16 protein-coding genes are annotated in these 17,230 nt (G+C 59.3%); 8 read left to right on the top strand and 8 right to left on the bottom strand.

Annotation, left to right across the window (positions count from 1 at the left end; translation table 11 throughout):
* Nucleotides 1-163: 163 nt before the first annotated feature.
* The gene (locus tag ACZZ0D_RS08900; protein WP_463552965.1) at nt 164-2,290 is read left to right on the top strand and encodes a TonB-dependent receptor family protein; all 2,127 of its coding nucleotides are present in this window, start codon (nt 164-166) and stop codon (nt 2,288-2,290) included.
* A 9-nt stretch (nt 2,291-2,299) separates the two neighbouring features.
* Here the strand turns inward: ACZZ0D_RS08900 and ACZZ0D_RS08895 are convergent, their stop codons facing one another.
* Nucleotides 2,300-3,214 (bottom strand): LysR family transcriptional regulator, encoded by a 915-nt coding sequence (locus tag ACZZ0D_RS08895; RefSeq protein WP_426619913.1) that lies wholly within the window; start codon nt 3,212-3,214, stop codon nt 2,300-2,302.
* A gap of 83 nt (nt 3,215-3,297) precedes the next feature.
* On the opposite strand from ACZZ0D_RS08895, the gene ACZZ0D_RS08890 reads away from it, so the two are divergent.
* From ACZZ0D_RS08890 to ACZZ0D_RS08865, 6 genes are all read left to right on the top strand, one after another.
* On the top strand, nt 3,298-4,365 hold the full coding sequence (locus ACZZ0D_RS08890) for an LLM class flavin-dependent oxidoreductase (protein WP_212550641.1): 1,068 nt from the start codon (nt 3,298-3,300) through the stop codon (nt 4,363-4,365).
* An 89-nt stretch (nt 4,366-4,454) separates the two neighbouring features.
* Nucleotides 4,455-5,447, top strand: coding sequence for a flavin reductase (locus tag ACZZ0D_RS08885; protein ID WP_463552964.1), 993 nt, complete (start codon nt 4,455-4,457; stop codon nt 5,445-5,447).
* Between the two features lie 91 nt (nt 5,448-5,538).
* Complete coding sequence (locus tag ACZZ0D_RS08880; protein WP_463552963.1) at nt 5,539-6,927, top strand: MFS transporter; 1,389 nt, start codon at nt 5,539-5,541, stop codon at nt 6,925-6,927.
* A gap of 30 nt (nt 6,928-6,957) precedes the next feature.
* Nucleotides 6,958-7,371 carry a GFA family protein gene (locus ACZZ0D_RS08875; protein WP_463552962.1) on the top strand — a complete coding sequence of 138 codons (414 nt, stop codon included), beginning with the start codon at nt 6,958-6,960 and terminating at the stop codon, nt 7,369-7,371.
* 30 nt (nt 7,372-7,401) lie between these two features.
* Nucleotides 7,402-8,451, top strand: coding sequence for a YeiH family protein (locus ACZZ0D_RS08870; RefSeq protein ID WP_463552961.1), 1,050 nt, complete (start codon nt 7,402-7,404; stop codon nt 8,449-8,451).
* An 89-nt stretch (nt 8,452-8,540) separates the two neighbouring features.
* Nucleotides 8,541-9,914, top strand: a complete 1,374-nt coding sequence (locus tag ACZZ0D_RS08865) for a DUF1329 domain-containing protein (RefSeq protein ID WP_463552960.1) — start codon at nt 8,541-8,543, stop codon at nt 9,912-9,914.
* Between the two features lie 721 nt (nt 9,915-10,635).
* Here the strand turns inward: ACZZ0D_RS08865 and ACZZ0D_RS08860 are convergent.
* Genes ACZZ0D_RS08860 through napE form a run of 5 tightly spaced genes read right to left on the bottom strand, consistent with a single transcriptional unit; the run spans nt 10,636 to nt 14,707 of the window.
* Nucleotides 10,636-11,232: a cytochrome c3 family protein gene (locus ACZZ0D_RS08860; RefSeq protein WP_159814502.1), complete on the bottom strand. Its 597-nt coding sequence runs from the start codon at nt 11,230-11,232 to the stop codon at nt 10,636-10,638.
* 9 nt (nt 11,233-11,241) lie between these two features.
* Nucleotides 11,242-11,727, bottom strand: a complete 486-nt coding sequence (locus ACZZ0D_RS08855) for a nitrate reductase cytochrome c-type subunit (protein ID WP_159814501.1) — start codon at nt 11,725-11,727, stop codon at nt 11,242-11,244.
* Between the two features lie 11 nt (nt 11,728-11,738).
* Complete coding sequence (gene napA / locus ACZZ0D_RS08850) at nt 11,739-14,243, bottom strand: nitrate reductase catalytic subunit NapA (RefSeq protein ID WP_463552959.1); 2,505 nt, start codon at nt 14,241-14,243, stop codon at nt 11,739-11,741.
* A complete protein-coding gene (locus tag ACZZ0D_RS08845; RefSeq protein ID WP_159814496.1) occupies nt 14,240-14,500 on the bottom strand; it encodes a chaperone NapD in 261 nt (86 codons plus the stop codon). Before ACZZ0D_RS08845 ends, napA begins: the two co-directional genes overlap by 4 nt.
* 30 nt (nt 14,501-14,530) lie before the next feature.
* Entirely contained in the window at nt 14,531-14,707 is a 177-nt protein-coding gene (napE, locus tag ACZZ0D_RS08840; protein WP_463552958.1) for a periplasmic nitrate reductase, NapE protein, read from the bottom strand.
* 805 nt (nt 14,708-15,512) lie between these two features.
* On the opposite strand from napE, the gene ACZZ0D_RS08835 reads away from it, so the two are divergent.
* Nucleotides 15,513-15,872 carry a hypothetical protein gene (locus ACZZ0D_RS08835; protein WP_212550636.1) on the top strand — a complete coding sequence of 120 codons (360 nt, stop codon included), beginning with the start codon at nt 15,513-15,515 and terminating at the stop codon, nt 15,870-15,872.
* Between the two features lie 545 nt (nt 15,873-16,417).
* Here the strand turns inward: ACZZ0D_RS08835 and ACZZ0D_RS08830 are convergent.
* Entirely contained in the window at nt 16,418-16,711 is a 294-nt protein-coding gene (locus ACZZ0D_RS08830) for a DUF7660 family protein (protein WP_218187433.1), read from the bottom strand.
* A 63-nt stretch (nt 16,712-16,774) separates the two neighbouring features.
* Entirely contained in the window at nt 16,775-17,140 is a 366-nt protein-coding gene (locus tag ACZZ0D_RS08825; protein WP_463554780.1) for a hypothetical protein, read from the bottom strand.
* Nucleotides 17,141-17,230: the final 90 nt, after the last annotated feature.

Raw genomic sequence — 17,230 nt, 5'->3', positions numbered from 1 at the left:
AACAGAATGTTTATTGACGACACACACCAGACACGTGAGGTTAGTTCATGACCTGCTGTTTGCCATCGCCGGGTAAAAAGCAAAATTGCCATGTGTTTCCTTCGTTCTTTCCTGCGTCGCACTGTTCATTCATTGCCCGCCCTTGCCTGTCTGGAGTTTTTCGATGCCGTCGCCAAAATCCCTGCCCACTGCCCTGCTGGGCCTGGCCCTTGCCTGCCCGGCGATGGCCGAGACTCAAGGTCTGGAACTGGGGCAAGTGCTGATTTCGGCCGATGAGCAACGCGGTTCGGATGCGTCGGTTGAAGAAGCCAAAGAACGCCTCGAGCAAGTGCCCGGCGGCACCAACGTGGTCGATATGCGCCAACCGTTGCAGGGCCGCGTCTCGAGTAATCAGGATGTGCTGGCCTATCAACCGGGCGTTTACGCGCAGTCGGCGGGCAACGAAGGCGTGAAGATTTCCGTGCGTGGTTCGGGCATCAATCGCGCGCCGGGCGCCCACGCCTCGGGCCTTTACACCATGCTCGACGGCCTGCCGCTGACCGGCCCCGGCGGTACGCCTTACGAATTGCTCGAACCGCTGTGGGTCGATCACGTTGAAGTGCTGCGCGGCGCCAACGGTTTCGACCGTGGCTCACTGGCCCTCGGCGGCGCCATCGATTACGTCAGCCACACCGGCTACAACGCGCCGAAACTGCAAGTGCGCTACGCCACTGGCAGCCACAGCTATCAGCAGCGTCAGGTCAGTTCCGGGCAAGTGCTCGGCGACTTCGACTACTACGTGTCGCTGACCGATTCCAACGCCGACGGCTATCAGGATCACACCGCCAGCGAAAGCAAAGGCGTGATCGCCAACTTCGGTTATCGCTTCAACCCGAACCTGGAAACGCGCTTCTACATCCGCTACCGCGAAACCGACAACGACCTCGCCGGCCGCGTGACCAAGCACTCCATCGAGCACGATCCGCGCGCGGCCAACCCGTCTTACGTGGCGCGCGACGACAGCCGCAAGCAACCGGGCAGCACCTTCATCGGCAACAAAACCACCTTCTACATCGACGACGATTCAAGCATCCAGACCGGCCTCGTCTACCACGACTACCCGATGGATCTGCGCGAAGGCCCGAACCGTTTGAAAGTCGCCTACACCGACGTCAGCGGCACCTTCGACTACAAACGTCGCGACACGATCTTCGGCATGGAAAGCCGCAGCAACGTCGGCCTGCGCGTGACCAAACACCTGCCCAATGATGGCGCCAGCGAATTCGTGCGCATTCCCACCGGCAACACCGCCGGTTATGCGCCGGGCACAAAAATGCGCGATTTCACCTATCAGGGTTCGGACACCGTACTGCACTTCGGCAACGACCTGGAAATCGCCAACGACCTGTGGCTGACCACCGGCCTCGCCGCCATCTACACCCGCCGCGAAAGCGACGTGACCTATCCGCAAAGCGGTGGCAAAACCAGCATGAACGACTGGGACTACGCGCCGCGCCTCGGCCTGCGCTACCAGATCAACCCCGATCTGCAAGTGTTCGGCAACCTCAGCCGCTCCGTCGAAGCGCCGCACCCGTGGTCGCTGATCTACAGCTCCAACGTGCGCTTCCCTGCCGGTAACGGCGCCGCGACGGGTACGCAAAAAGACCCGATCAAGCTGCAAAACCAGACCGCGACCACGCTGGAGCTCGGCGGGCGTGGCAACAGCGCCATCGGCGATTGGAGCCTGGCGTGGTACTACGCGCAGGTGCGACATGAACTGCTTTCAGTGCTGCCGGATGCGAACGCCGTCACGCCGTATGAATTGAACGCCAGCCCGACCGTGCACCAAGGCGTTGAAGCGAGCCTTAACAGCAAACTCTGGTCGGCTGCCGATGGTCGCCAGTTGAGCCTGCGTCAGGCGTATACCTTCAGCGATTTCCACTATCGTGACGACGACCGCTTCGGCGATAACCGCTTGCCGGGCCTGCCGATGCATTACTACCAAGGCGAATTGCGCTACGACTGGCCGCAGGGGTTCTTCGCGGCGGTGAACACGCAACTGGTGTCGAAAGTTGCCGTGGATTACGCGGACAGTTACTACGCCGATCCGTACGCACTGTTTGGCGCAACGCTCGGCTACAACGCGCCGAAAGGTGATTGGCAGGGTTGGGTCGACATGCGCAATCTGACCAACAAACACTACGCCGCGACGGTCACGCCGGGGTATGACGACAAAGGTCAGGATGCCGCGCGGTCGACGCCGGGCGAAGGCATGGGGGTTTACGTCGGGGTTTCGTGGAGCCTGCTGTAAAGCCGAGCGTCAAGCCAGCGCACACTGCCTGACCAGATCGCGCATCCATTGCAGGCCTGCGTCGGCGTCGAATCGCGTGTGCCAGCAGACGATCAACTCCGGCTCGGGAAACTCGATGGGCGGCGCGTGGCAGCTGAGTTTGTAAGCCTTGGCAAATGCCTGTGCGATGGGGCTCGGCAGGTTGCAGATGTAGCCGGTTTGCGAAGCGATCACCGGCATCGCCATGAAATTCTGCACCACCGCACCAATCGGGCGGCGTAACGATTGCGCCGCCAGGGTGCGGTCGATGATGTTGCCGCCGCGCTCGTGCATGCTGATCACCACGTGCGGGCGCTCCAGATACAACGCCATCGGGAAACGCCCGGCCTTCAGGCCTTCGCGCTGCCAGATCAGGGTCTGCAACTGAACGGTGGCCAGTTTCTCACTGCGCACGCCGGCACCAAGCACGGCGGGTGTGTTGATCATCAGATCAATCGCCCCGCTCTCCAGCATCAGCGACAGCGCCAACGGATCCGGCAACGGCACGACTTCGATGACGACCCCGGCGGCCGTGGTACTGATGTGCTGGAGCAGTTTCGGCAAGATCATGAACTCGACGAAATCCCCCGCCGCAATCCGAAAGGTTCGTTGCGTGGTGCCCGGTGAGAACGTGCTGCCGCCCTGCAACACTTGATCGATCTTCTCCAGCGCCTCACGCACCGGGCCGATGATTTCGGTGGCCCGCGAGGTTGGCAGCAGGCCAGTGCGCCCCAGCACAAACAACTCATCGCCCATGCGCTCACGCAACCGGCGCAAGGCATGGCTGACGGCGGACTGACTCAACGCCAGACGCTCGCTGGCGCGGGTCACGCTTTGGGTTTCCCAGAGCGTGAGAAACACCACCAGCAGGTTCAGGTCGAGCGTACGGATATTAATATTGTGCATACCGGCAATGTTACCTATTCATTTTACTCAGCGTAAAGCCTTTGATGAAGTGCACCCATCGTTCACCTGACGGGAGCCTCACAATGAATAATAAAATCCCCCTGAGCATGGGCTGGTTCTGTCCAACCCTCGGCGACACCAGCGCTTTTGGCGACCCAAGCCAAGATATTCCACGCTCGCTGGAACACTTCGAACGCGTGGCCATCGCGGCCGAAAACGCCGGTTTCGACTACATGCTGATTCCGGTCAGCGCGATCTGCTGGGACGCCTGGATGGTCGCCGCATTTCTTGCCTCGCGCACCAAACACCTGAAAATGCTCGCCGCGCTCAAGCCTGGCTACATCCACCCGGTGGCTCAGGCAAAAATGATCGCGACCTTCGACCAGATGTCCCAGGGCCGCATTTACCTCAACCTGATTGCCGGTGTCAGCGACAAAGACGCTGTCGCCGAAGGCCAGTTTGCGGAAAAAGAACAGCGCTACGATCAGCTCCTTGAAGAAGTCGAGTTGATGAAGCGCCTGTGGACTGAACAGGACGTCGAGCACAACGGCAAATACTTCCAGGTGAACGGGCCGAAAATCATACCGTCGACGTTCCAGCAACCGCACCCGCCCTTCTTCCTCGGCGGCGGCTCGGAGCAGGCGGCGGAGATTTCAGCCAAGCACTCGTCGGTGCACCTGTTCTGGGGCGATTACCCCGAGCGCATCGCCGGGCAGATCATCGAAATGCGCGCCCGCGCCGCCAAATACGGTCGTGAAGATGAACTGCAATTCGCCATGCGCTTGCAGATCATCTGCCGCGAAAACGAAGACGACGCTTGGGCCGCCGCAGACGCGCTGATTGCCGGTGCAGAAAACTCGGCACTGGCCGCCGCCGTGCAAATGGCGGCAAAAAGCAATTCTGTCGCCAGCCAGCGAGCAGCCGAATTGTCGAAAACCGTCGGGCGCAAAATGACCCCGCACCTGTGGACTGGCATCACCGAAGTCCGCCCCGGCGCTGGCGTTGCAGTGGTCGGCAATCCCCAGCAAGTCGCCGCGCAACTGATGGAATTTGTCGAGGCCGGCTGCACCGGTTTCTGCCTTTCCGGGTACCCGCATCATGAAGAGGCTGAGCGCTTCGGCCGCCTGGTCATGCCATTGCTGTGCCCGTGAATCACTGAAGCTCTGCCCTTGAAGCATGCGTGTTTGTCAGAACAACAATAAATTCGCCCCGATACGTTGGCGGCGATGGAGTCCCCAGCATGAACAATACGAGTTTTGACCCAAGACAGTTCCGCCAGGCCCTCGGCGCCTTCACCACCGGCGTCACCATCGTCACCACGCGCGGCGCCGACGGCCAGGACTACGGCTTGACCGCGAACAGTTTCAATTCGGTATCGATTGACCCGCCGATGGTGCTCTGGAGCCTGAACAAGGACTCGACCTCCGCCCACGCATTCACCGCGTCCGAATACTTCGCCGTGCATATTCTGGCCACCGATCAGGAACACCTGTCGAACCTGTTCGCCAAGCGCGGCGTCGACAAGTTCGCCGGGCTCACCACCGGTCGCGGCCCCGACGGCATTCCGCTGCTGGAAGGCTGTTCGGCACGTTTTCAGTGCCGCACCACCTACCAATATGAAGGTGGCGACCACGTCATTCTGGTCGGCGAAGTGCTCGCCTTCGACCGCTTCGATACGCCGCCGCTGGTGTTCCATGGCGGCGGTTACCGGCGCCTGATGCAGCCAGCGCCAGCGGTGGACAACAGCGTTTACGGCGAGAACTGGCTGGGTTTCCTGCTCGGTCGCGCCTACTACCAGATGCAATTGCCGATTCGTCAGCAACTCAAGACGATGGGAATGAGTGATCTGGATTTCGAACTGCTGGGCATGCTCAGCTTCGGCGAAGGCAAAACCCTGACGCAATTGCGGCGCCTGTTCGAATTCGTTGGCAAGCACCTGCCTCGCGAGCACCTCGACCTGTGGGTCGACAAGGGCTTGTTGACGCTGGAGGCGTCTGACGAAGAATCGGAGCGCATCTACTTCACCGAGTCCGGACGGCAACTGACCATCCAGTGGCTGGCGTTTGCCAAAGCGGCAGAAATGAGCGCCCTCGAATCACTCGACTACGAAGAAGCCCAGCAGTTGAAATTGCTCATCGGCCGGGTCATTCAGCACACCGGCGAAACCCTGCCGGAGCACTGGCGCAAGGAAAACATCTGGCAGGACAACAATCTCTGGCAGCAACCCGGCTAAGCGTTTATTGCCATGGCCAATGCGCGCCGCACACGCGCGCATTGGCAGCGTTCAACAATAAAAACAACGCACGCCAAGAGGTCATCCAACGATGTCCAGCACAAACGGTTTCCAGGCCAGCACCGTCACCGCCTCGCCCGTGGAACTCACCCATCGTGGGCAGGCTTATTACACGGTCAGCGTTCTGCTGATCGCCTATGTATTTTCGATCATGGATCGGCAGATCCTCACGCTGCTGGTCGGACCGATTCAGCATTCGTTGCAGGTCAACGACAGCTGGATGGGGGTTCTCCACGGCTTCACCTTCGCGGCGTTCTACTCTCTGGTCGGTCTGCCGATTGCGCGCCTGATCGACCGTGGTAATCGTCCGCTGGTGATCACCGTCGGCATCGGTTTGTGGTGTCTGGCCACGGCGGCCGGTGGGCTAGCAACCGAGTTCTGGCATCTGCTGCTGGCGCGCATTGGCGTGGCGGTTGGCGAGGCGGTGCTGTTGCCGGGCGCGGTGTCGCTGATCAGCGATTTGTTCACCCCGCACAATCGCGGACGTGCTCTGGGCGTGTTCGGCATGGGCGCCTCGTTCGGTGCCGGCGCCGGCTTGCTCGCCACCGGGTTGGTGCTCGGCTATTTCACCGCGCACCCACTGACCTTGCCTTGGCTGGGCTTGCTGCAACCGTGGCAGACCACGCTGATGTCGATCGGCCTGCCGGGCTTGCTCGTTCTGGTACTGATGATCGGCGTGCCAGAACCGCGTCTGCGCAAAAACGCGATGGGACTCAGCCCGACCGTGCGCGTGGAGATTCCGCTGCGCGAGGTGCTGGCCTATCTGCGCGAAAACCGCCGCACCTTTACCGCGATTTTCCTCGGTGCCGGCTGCTTCTACACCGCCGTCTACGGCAGCGGCAGTTGGGTGCCGACCTACTTTGTCCGCGAGTTCGGCTGGAGCTATGCGCGCATCGGCGCCTTGATGGGCGCGATCATGTGCGTGTGCGGCCCGATCGGTGTGATCTTCGCCAGTTGGCTGGGTGAATACTGGCGCAATCGCGGCGTGACCAACGCCAACCTGCGCATCGCCGTGATCGCCAGCGTGCTGCTCGCCCTCGTTAGTATTCCGCTGTTGTTGGCTTCAAGCGTCGAACGCGCAGTGCCCTTTCTGGTGCTGGCGGCGACCCTGTGGACTTGCCTGTTCGGCGTCGGTGCAGCGCTGATCGTCGAAGTCGCACCGGCGCCGATGCGCGGCCAGTTCATGGCCATGTACACCGGCGCACTGAGCCTGCTGGGCGCCGGCTGCGGGCCGGTGATGGTCGGCGTGCTGACCGACTACGTGTTCAAGGATCCGAACGCTATCAAGTATTCGATTCTTTGCGTCGTGCTGTTCGGTTGCAGCCTCGCCGCGCTGGTGTTTTACAGCGCCCTGCGCAGCATCCGGCACACCGCGCAAAACGCCCTGCAATGGCCATCCGGATCCATCGCTCAGCCCTGATTTTTTCCTCGACCTAAAGAGACTTTAACCATGAGCACCCTTAATGGCAGCTGCCTGTGCGGCAACGTTCAGTATTCGACCCTCGCCGTCCCGTTGGTGACCGCTGTATGTCATTGCACGGACTGCCAAAAACAATCGGGCAGCGCGTTTTCCATCAACGTCGTGGTGCCCGCCGAGGGCTTCGAAGTTGAGGGCCTCAGCCTTAGCAGTTTCGCCAGCGATGGCGGCAGCGGCATGCCCGTGCGGCGTTTCTTCTGTGGCGCCTGCGGCTCTGCGCTGTACAGCGAAGTGGCGACGATGCCCGGCCTGTTTGTCATCAAGGCCGGCACGCTCAGCGACCCGTCCGTGGTGCAACCGGCGATGCATCTGTGGTGCCGATCAGCGCAACCGTGGGTGGCTATCGACCGCACCGTGCCGTGTTTCGAGCAAGCACCGACCGATTGACGCGAGCACTTTTTCGGGAACGTGACAGACATGAACAAAACAATAAAAAACCCACCTTATGCCGCGCCGATCAGCGCGCCCCGGCAACTGCTCAGCCGTTGCCGACAGATCGGCCCCGGCCTGCTGGTGAGTCTGGCAATCGCCATGGCGTCAGCTTTCATCGCCGATCATTACGGCGGCCCGACGCTGCTCTATGCCCTGCTGTTCGGCATGGCCTGTCACTTTCTCAGCGAGGATGGCCGTTGCCTGCCGGGCATTGAATTCGCCGCACGCGCCCTGCTGCGCATCGGTGTTGCGTTGCTCGGGGCGCGAATTACCCTGGGGCAGATGGGATCGTTGGGCTGGGAAACCGTCCTTGCTGCGGTGTGTGCGGTGGCCGCGACGATTTCCATCGGCTGGCTGTTGGCGCGGATGTTGGGTGTGCGCGCCGATCTTGGCGTGTTGACCGGCGGTGCGGTGGCGATCTGCGGCGCGTCGGCAGCATTGGCGATCTCGGCGATTTTGCCCAAACACAAGGACAGCGAGCGCGATACGTTGTTGACAGTGGTCGGTGTGACCAGCCTGTCGACCGTGGCGATGATCACCTATCCGATCATCAGCAAACTGTTGGGATTGTCGCCCGAGCAGGCCGGGATATTTCTCGGCGGCACGATTCACGACGTGGCTCAGGTGGTCGGCGCGGGCTACATGATTTCGCCGGCGACCGGCGACATCGCCACGGTGGTGAAGTTGTTGCGCGTGGCGTTGCTGGTGCCGGCGGTGGTAGTCATTGCCTGGATGTTTCGCCGTCAGCACAAAGCCTCCTCTGACAACAACCGACGGCTGCCGATGATCCCCGGATTTCTGCTGGCGTTTGTTTGCCTGGTGGCGATCAACAGTGGCGGCTTGCTGGCGCCCTCGGTGTCAGACGCGATGAATGAATTGTCGCGCGGCTGTCTGGTGATCGCCATCTCAGCGCTGGGCTTGAAAACTTCGCTACAAAAACTTGCCTCGGTCGGTTGGCGACCGATTGCCCTGCTGGTCGGTGAGACGGTGTTCCTTGCCGCACTGGTTATCGGCCTGTTGTTCCTCAGTCGATAAATCGCTTTTTTCTAACTGCGCTTCACCCACATCACCTCGTTCAACCGAGGTGCGAACTTCAACGCGATCACAATCATGAGTACCCCACCATGAAAACAACAAAAACACTCGCGCATATCGCTACTTTGAGCCTTTCGTTGCTGGCCACTGGTGTCATGGCCAAGGTTTCTCCCGAAGAAGCCGCGCAGTTGGGCACGACGCTGACGCCGATGGGCGCGGTGAAAGCCGCCAATGCCGATGGCAGCATTCCGGCCTGGAGCGGTGGCTTGCCGACCAGTGCCGGCAGCGTCGATGCCAAGGGTTTCTTGAGCGATCCATTCGCCAATGAAAAGCCGCTTTTCGTGATCACCGCGGCCACCGCCGAAAAGTACAAAGACAAGCTCACGGCCGGGCAACTGGCGCTGTTCAAGCGTTACCCCGAGACCTACAAAATCCCGGTCTACCCGACGCATCGCACGGCGTCGGCGCCGGCGGACATTTATTCGGTGATCAAAAACAGCGCGGTCAAAACCGAGGAAGTCGACGGCGGCAATGGCCTGAGCGGTTTTAGCGACACGCGCTACTACGCGTTTCCGATCCCGAAAAACGGTGTTGAAGTGCTGTGGAATCACCTGACCCGCTATCGCGGCGGCAACCTCAACCGCTTGGCCACCCGTGTTCAGCCGCAAGCCAACGGCGACTTCAACATGGTGCAACTCGAGGACGAGATTTCCTATCCGCGCGAACTGCCTGACCTCGACAAGAGCAAAGCCGAAAACATCCTGTTCTATTTCATCCAGCGCATCACCGGGCCTGCGCGCCTGGCGGGGAATGTGCTGCTGATCCACGAAACCATTGATCAAGTCAAAGAACCGCGCGATGCCTGGCTGTACAACGCCGGCCACCGCCGCGTTCGCCGTGCGCCACAAGTCGCCTACGACGGCCCCGCCACTGCCGCCGATGGACTGGCGACGACTGACAACTACGACATGTTCAACGGCGCGCCCGACCGTTACACCTGGGAACTGGTCGGCAAAAAAGAACTGTATATCCCCTACAACAGCTACAAGCTCGACTCGCCGAACCTCAAGTACGCCGACATTCTCAAGGCCGGCCACATCAACCAGGATCTGACGCGATATGAACTGCACCGCGTCTGGGAAGTGGTGGCCAAACTCAAACCGGGCGAGCGCCACATCTATGCGGTTCGCCACATGTACTTCGATGAAGACACCTGGCAACTGGCGGAAGTCGACCACTACGACGGTCGCGGCCAACTCTGGCGCGTCGGCGAAGGCCACGCCCAGCAGTACTACCACAAGCAAGTCCCGGGCTACACCGCCGAAGCGCTCTACGACCTGCAATCGGGTCGTTACTCGGTGCTGGGCTTGAAGAACGAAGAGAAACGCAGCATCGAGTTCGGCGCAACGGCCTCGGCAGCCAGCTACACCCCGGCGGCACTGCGCCAGGCTGGCGTTCGTTAGCAGGTGTAGAGGGCACAGATGGCGGCAGATCCGGCATCACGGTGCCTGACACACCGCTTTCGCGAGCAGGCTCACTCCTACAGGGGATTTGTGTTCTGACTCAGATTTTGTGTACGACAGAAAATCTGTAGGAGCTGAGCTTGCTCGCGAAAGCGGCGGCACATCCAACATCTTCTTGGCTGATACACCGCTTTCGCGAGCAGGCTCGCTCCTACAGGGGATTTGTGGTGCGTCTCAGGTTTTGTGTACGACAGGGAAACCTGTGGGAGCGGGCTTGCTCGCGAAGACGGCGGCACATTCAACACCAATGTGGCTGACACACCGCTTTCGCGAGCAGGCTAACTCCTACAGGGGATTTGTGGTGCGTCTCGGATTTTGTGTACGCCAGGGAAACCTGTAGGAGCTGAGCTTGCTCGCGAAGGCGGCGGCACATCCAACATCAATGTGGCTGACCCACCGCTTTCGCGAGCAGGCTCGCTCCTACAGGGGATTTGTGGTGTGTACCGGATTTTGTATATGGCCGAGAAACCTGTGGGAGCGAGCTTGCTCGCGAAGACGGCGGCACATTCAACATCACCTAACCTGACCCACCGCTTTCGCGAGCAAGCCCGCTCCCACAGGGGATTTGTGTTCTAACTCAGATTTTGTGTACGACAGGGAAACCTGTAGGAGTGAGCCTGCTCGCGAAGACGGCAGCCCGATCAATACTAATCCCCCTGAATCACCACCCCTTCACCCCACTCATATCCGGCAACTTATGCGCGATGCCCTTATGGCAATCAATGCATGTCGCCTCTCCATTCGCCAGTGCTGTCGAATGCATCGCCGCCGCGCGTTTGCCCTGGCGGGTAAAGTCCATGAACTCGAAGTTATGGCAGTTCCGGCACTCGCGTGAATCATTGGCCTTAAGCCTCGCCCACTCATGCTCCGCCAGTTCACGACGCAGTGTGAGGAACTTGTCGCGGGTATCAATGGTGCCAAACAACTTGCCCCACACTTCTTTCGACGCCTGCATCTTGCGCGCGATCTTGTGTGTCCACTCATGCGGCACATGGCAATCCGGGCAACTGGCGCGGACGCCGGAACGGTTGGTGTAGTGGATGGTGTCCTGCAACTCGACATAGACGTTATCGCGCATCTCGTGGCACGAAATGCAGAACTTCTCGGTGTTGGTCATCTCCAGCGCGGTATTGAATCCGCCCCAGAAAATGATCCCGGCAACAAACCCGCCCAACGTCAAAAACCCCAGGCTGTAATAAACGCTCGGCCGACAGAGGATGCCCCAGTAATCCTTAAGCAGGGCGAACAGTGCTTTCATGGCGCCTCCTCAAGGTTTCTGCGCAGCATTGGCGTCGTCTTGCAGGATCTTGTCGATGGTTTCAAAGCTGTTGCCCACCAACGGCTGCACCTCTTTTTGCGGCACGTGGCACTGGTTGCAGAAGTAGCGACGCGGTGACACCGCCGCCAATGCCTGGCCATCGCGATCCATGTAATGCGTGATGCTGATCGCGGTCGCCTGACTGCGCGCACTGTTCGCGCGGCTGTGACACGACAGGCATTTGTTGCCGTTCTTGTCGATCTGATAGCCGCGAATGCTATGCGGAATCGTCGGTGGTTGATCCGGGTAATTGCGCTCGCGCTTGAGATCCTTGTTCTCGTCGTTGGCAATCGGCGGCGCGGGCGAGTTCTGGGTGATGGTGCCGCCCAGACGCCGGCCGTCGGGGGCCGGGGCATCCAGCGGGTAATCGACTTCGGCGGCAATCGTCACGCCGATCACGGCGAGCAATACCCACGGCAGGATTCGAAAAGGCATCACGGTTCTCCTCAAGCCGCGCTGATCAACTCGATGCGGATGGCGCATTTCTTGTAGTCGGTCTGCTTGGAGATCGGGTCGGTGGCGTCGAGCGTGACTTTATTGATCAACTTGTTGGCGTCGAAAAACGGCACGAAGACCAATCCGCGCGGCGGTTTATTGCGTCCGCGAGTTTCGATGCGCGCACGGATTTCCCCGCGTCGACTGATCAGCTTCACTTCGCTGCCACGCCGTGCCTTCAAGGCTTTCGCGTCCTCGGGGTGCATGTAAACCAGCGCATCCGGCACCGCTTTATAGAGCTCCTCGACCCGTTGCGTCATGGTGCCCGTGTGCCAATGTTCGAGCACCCGGCCGGTGCTCAACCAGAACGGGAAATCTGCGTCCGGGGCTTCCGCCGGCGGCTCGTAAGGCAAGGCGAAGATGATCGCCTTCTTGTCCGGATACCCGTAAAACTGCACTTCGCTGCCGGCCTCGACATACGGATCGAGCCCCTCGCGATAGCGCCAACGGGTTTCTTTGCCGTCGACCACCGGCCAGCGCAGCCCACGTTCGTCGTGATAACGATCGAAGGCCGCGAGATCATGGCCGTGGCCGCGACCGAATTGCGCGTACTCCTCGAACAGACCTTTCTGTACGTAAAAACCAAAGGCCTTGGCCTCATCATTTTTGAAGCCAGCCACTATCTGCTCGACCGGGAACTGGTCGACCTGACCGTTCTTGAACAGCACCTCGAACAGGCTTTTGCCCTTGTACTCCGGCGCACTCGCCAGCAACTCGGCAGGCCAGACTTCATCGGTGGTGAAGCGCTTGGAAAACTCCATCAACTGCCACAGATCCGACTTCGCATCACCCGGTGCGCTAACCAACTGATGCCAGAACTGCGTACGCCGCTCCGCGTTGCCAAACGCGCCCTCCTTCTCCACCCACATCGCGCTGGGCAGAATCAGATCGGCAGCCTGGGCAGACACCGTCGGGTAAACATCCGACACGATCACAAAGTTCTCCGGCTTGCGCCAACCGGGCAGCACCTCCTGCATGATGTTCGGCCCGGCGTGCATGTTGTTGCTGGCTTGCGTCCAGTAAACATTGAGCACGCCGTCTTTGAGCATGCGGCTCTGCTGTACCGCGTGGAAGCCGACTTTCTCCTGAATCGTGCCGGCCGGCAGCTTCCAGATCTTCTCCGCCGTGGCTCGGTGTTTGGGATTGGTCACCACCAGATCAGCCGGCAGACGATGGGAAAACGTTCCGACTTCGCGCGCGGTGCCACAGGCCGAAGGCTGGCCCGTTAGCGAGAATGGACTGTTGCCCGGCTCGCTGATCTTGCCGGTGAGCAAATGGATGTTGTAGATCAGGTTGTTGGCCCAAACCCCGCGCGTGTGCTGGTTGAAGCCCATCGTCCAGAACGACACGACCTTGCGTTTAGGGTCGGCGTACAACTCGGCAAGGCTCTTGAGCCGCTCAGCAGAAACACCGGTTTCTTTCACCGTGCGCTCCAGCGTGTAGGGTTTGACGAACGCGGCGTATTGCTCGAACGACATGTCCGTCCACGTGTTGGCCTTGTCGGCATTTTTCGCCTGTTTCTCCCGTGGATCGTCCGGGCGCAAGCCGTAACCGATGTCATCGGCACCTTTGGCGAAGCGCGTGTGTTTGCTGATGAAATCCTGATTCACCGCGCCGGTTTCGATGATGTGATTAGCGATGTAATTGAGGATCAGCAGATCGGTTTGCGGCTTGAACACCATCGGGATATCGGCCAGTTCGAAACTGCGATGCTCGAAAGTCGACAGCACCGCGACCTTCACATTCGGCTGGCTCAAGCGCCGGTCGGTCACGCGACTCCAGAGAATCGGATGCATCTCGGCCATGTTCGAACCCCAGAGCACAAAGGCGTCCGTGACTTCGATGTCGTCGTAGCAGCCCATCGGCTCATCCGCGCCAAACGTGCGCATAAAACCCATCACCGCCGAGGCCATGCAATGGCGCGCATTGGGGTCGATGTTGTTGCTGCGAAAACCGGCCTTCATCAGCTTGTTGGCGGCGTAACCTTCCCAGACCGTCCACTGCCCGGAACCGAACATGCCCACGGACTCGGGGCCTTTGGCTTTCAGGGCCTGCTTGAATTTCTCCTCCATGATGTCGAAAGCCTTGTCCCAACTGATCGCCTGGAACTCGCCCTGCTTGTCGAATTTGCCGTCCTTCATGCGCAACATCGGCTGGGTCAGACGGTCGACGCCGTACATGATTTTCGACAGAAAATAGCCCTTCACACAGTTCAAGCCACGATTGACCTCGGCCTTGACGTCGCCATGGGTGGCCACGACTTTGTTGTCGCGCGTGGCCACCATCACACTGCAGCCCGTGCCGCAAAACCGGCACGGCGCCTTGTTCCAGTCCAGCGTGACCATGTCGGCTTCGGTAATCAGATTGCTCGCCGACGTGACAATCGGCAGCCCGGCCGCCGCTGCCGCAATCGCAGCGGCCTGGGCTTTGACGAATTCGCGGCGCGACATGCTCATTGGGAGTCTCCTGCGGGTTCGAGGAGTTCGTGATAGATCAACGCGGCGTTGAGCACACCGGGCAAGTTATTGATCTGTTCAATGCGTTGCAGGATCTGGTTTTCGTGCGTGGCTTCAAGTACCACCACGAGTTTTCCGGCAGCACTTTCATGATGCAACTCCAGACCGTCCAACAAACGCAAGTTGGCTTTAACCGCATCAAACAGTTCTGGCCGGGCAAGTACCACAAGGCTGGCGATATGCAGCGCTTCTTCCATGTGCTGACTCCAACAGAGTGCTGAGGACGATCAGTTAGGCGGCCCAGGCGGGCCATAAAGCATTTGGAAAAACCAGATCATGAAGCCGTAACCACCGACGATGGCGATGGAAAGCAATGGAAACAGGCACACGACCAGGAAAAGGAATAGAAGCGTTTCCTTGCGGCGCTGTGTTTTTGGCTCATTTGGCTCGTTGAATGTTGGCACTGTGATGCCTCCGGCCTGATGGGGAATCAGACTAGAACAGTTGGCAAAAACACAACGGCGAGTGAGGGGTTTTAGCGATCAATGGCAACTTTATTAGTTGGGTTAGTGCGATTGGGTTTAGCCGGTGAAGTTGTTAAAGCTTTTAGAAACTAAACACCGCGCACCGCGTTTCATTCGCAACTAATATAATTTCTTATTAAAAGAAAATGAGCTTCGCCCTACCCCAAATTCCGAGTACAACCCCAACCCCTGTAGGAGCCGAGCTTGCTCGCGAAAGCGCCAGTACATCCAACATCACCTAACCTGACACACCGCCTTCGCGAGCAGGCTCGCTCCCACAGTAAATTTGTGGTGTGCCCCGAATTCTCTGTTCGGCACAAAACCCCTGTAGGAGCGAGCCTGCTCGCGAAGACGGCGGCACTCCCACCATCACCTAACCTGACACGCCGCCTTCGCGAGCAGGCTCGCTCCCACAGTAAATTTTTAGTGTGCCCCGAATTTCATGTACGACAGAAAACCCCTGTGGGAGCGAGCTTGCTCGCGAAGACGCCAGCACATCCACCATCACCTAACCCGACCCACCGCTTTCGCGAGCAAGCCCGCTCCCACAGTAAATTTGTGGTGTGCCCCGAATTCCATGTACGACAGAAAACCCCTGTGGGAGCGAGCTTGCTCGCGAAGACGCCAGCACATTCAACACCTAAAAAACTAACCCACCCTGCCCAGTCGCAACAATGGCAAACCACCCCCACCCTGCTAACCTCACCCCAACCCCGCTAAGCATCCCCCACCACTGGATACCTCGATGAACTTCCGATGTCCTGACTGCAACCATCTCGTCAGTCACATCCCGCCCACCCACAAATGCCCCGACTGCGGCCACTTCTCCCACGACTGGCTCATCGATGACTGGGAAAGCTTTGCCGCCATCAAACGCAGGCACATCCACTACAACCTCATCATCATGGGCCTCGTCCTGATCAACATCCTGGCCGCCATCCTTTACCAATCAACCAACCCCTTCCAATGGCTGATCAACCTGATATTCCTCCCCGCCTTCATCAGCTGGATCCTCTGCCGCCAACAGCTCAGCCAAAAAGCCCACTACAAAGGGCATAAAGGCAACATCGTGTTCCCATGGTTCGCAGGCTTCGGCGGGCTATAACTAATCGCCCACCCCTGTAGGAGTGAGCCTGCTCGCGATAGCGCTCATCCAGCCAACATCAACATTGAATGACCCACCGCCATCGCGAGCAGGCTCACTCCTACAAGGATTTTGCCTGCTTACCCAGACCCCAAACCCGCCACCGACTGTGGGAGCGGGCTTGCCCGCGAAGGCGTCAGCCCATCCAACCCAAATCCAACAGCCATCAATCCCGCCGCGCCACGGTAAACCCCTGCCAGGAAAAATAGGCAAGTCTCAATAAAACCTTCTGTGGCGAGGGAGCTTGCTCCCGCTGGACTGCGCAGCAGGCCCTCTTTTTGATTTCAAAAAAATGGGGCAGCGCTGAACGGATCAGACTACAACCGAATGCGTATTTGCCTACGAAATCTTCGGGAAGTGGCTGGCTTGGACTGTGCTCCCCGCCACTCGATCGTGAAGATTTCGCCCAAGGCAGTACGCCGTTCTAACCATCCAGAACAGGCCAAACCCTTGGGCGTTTTTTATCGAAAAACGTGCGGGCCTAAAGCAGATGAACTGTGCCCCGCTCACTCATAAAACTTGCCAGCCAACAAAATAGCCGCACACCGCCGCCAGACATTCGACACTGCCGCATCCGCCTGAGCATTCCTCGAAGTAGCAACCGCCCAAGCAGCTGCCGCATCAAGAAACGTATCAACCGATCCATTTTCCCAGCCCGATGCGCCCGCCTCATAAGGAGACGATGCAGTCGCCTCCAACGCCCGCTCACGGGAGAAATCTGCACCCAGCGCAGCGACGAACTCGGTGAACGATTGCTCATCGGTCACACGTTCCAGCAACTCATCAAGATCTACAGACATAATCATCCTTGCGTCGAAAGGTTAGCGCCGAAAAACACGTGATAATCACGAGGAGCCCAAGCGCTACGCATCAACCTCAACATAACTCGACTCCCCACCCCCACTCGCCCCCGATAGCCAGCCCCAGACAAAACTCAACGTCGTCCGCCCCGCCTCATCAACCCCCACCGTCCCCCGCGACCAACCGGAAAGCATCTCGCCCTCCGTCGTCAAACAATGGAAAAGCAGCTCAATCGTATCGACCCCAGTCACCCGGCCAACTTGATGCCCCGTACGAATCCGCCCGCCCTCATAAGTACTCAAAATGCCCGAGCCCTCGACACGGTAATGAAACACCGTGTCTGCCCCCGACAACCCTTGCGTGTTATTCGCTACGGCAAATCGACGGTCGTGCAAACGCTCGGTGATTTGTGAAAAAGCAGATTCCATAAAGGCTGCGTCCTTGTGTTCAGAGTTTCCGTTCCGGTTGCCGATCATCCTAACCCAGCGTCCGACCATCATTGGGTGGTGCCTGCCACG

The organism is Pseudomonas sp. AC193 (assembly GCF_979258075.1).
The sequence above is the reverse complement of the archived record's forward strand: the minus strand, read 5'-3'. Positions and strand labels throughout refer to the sequence as shown.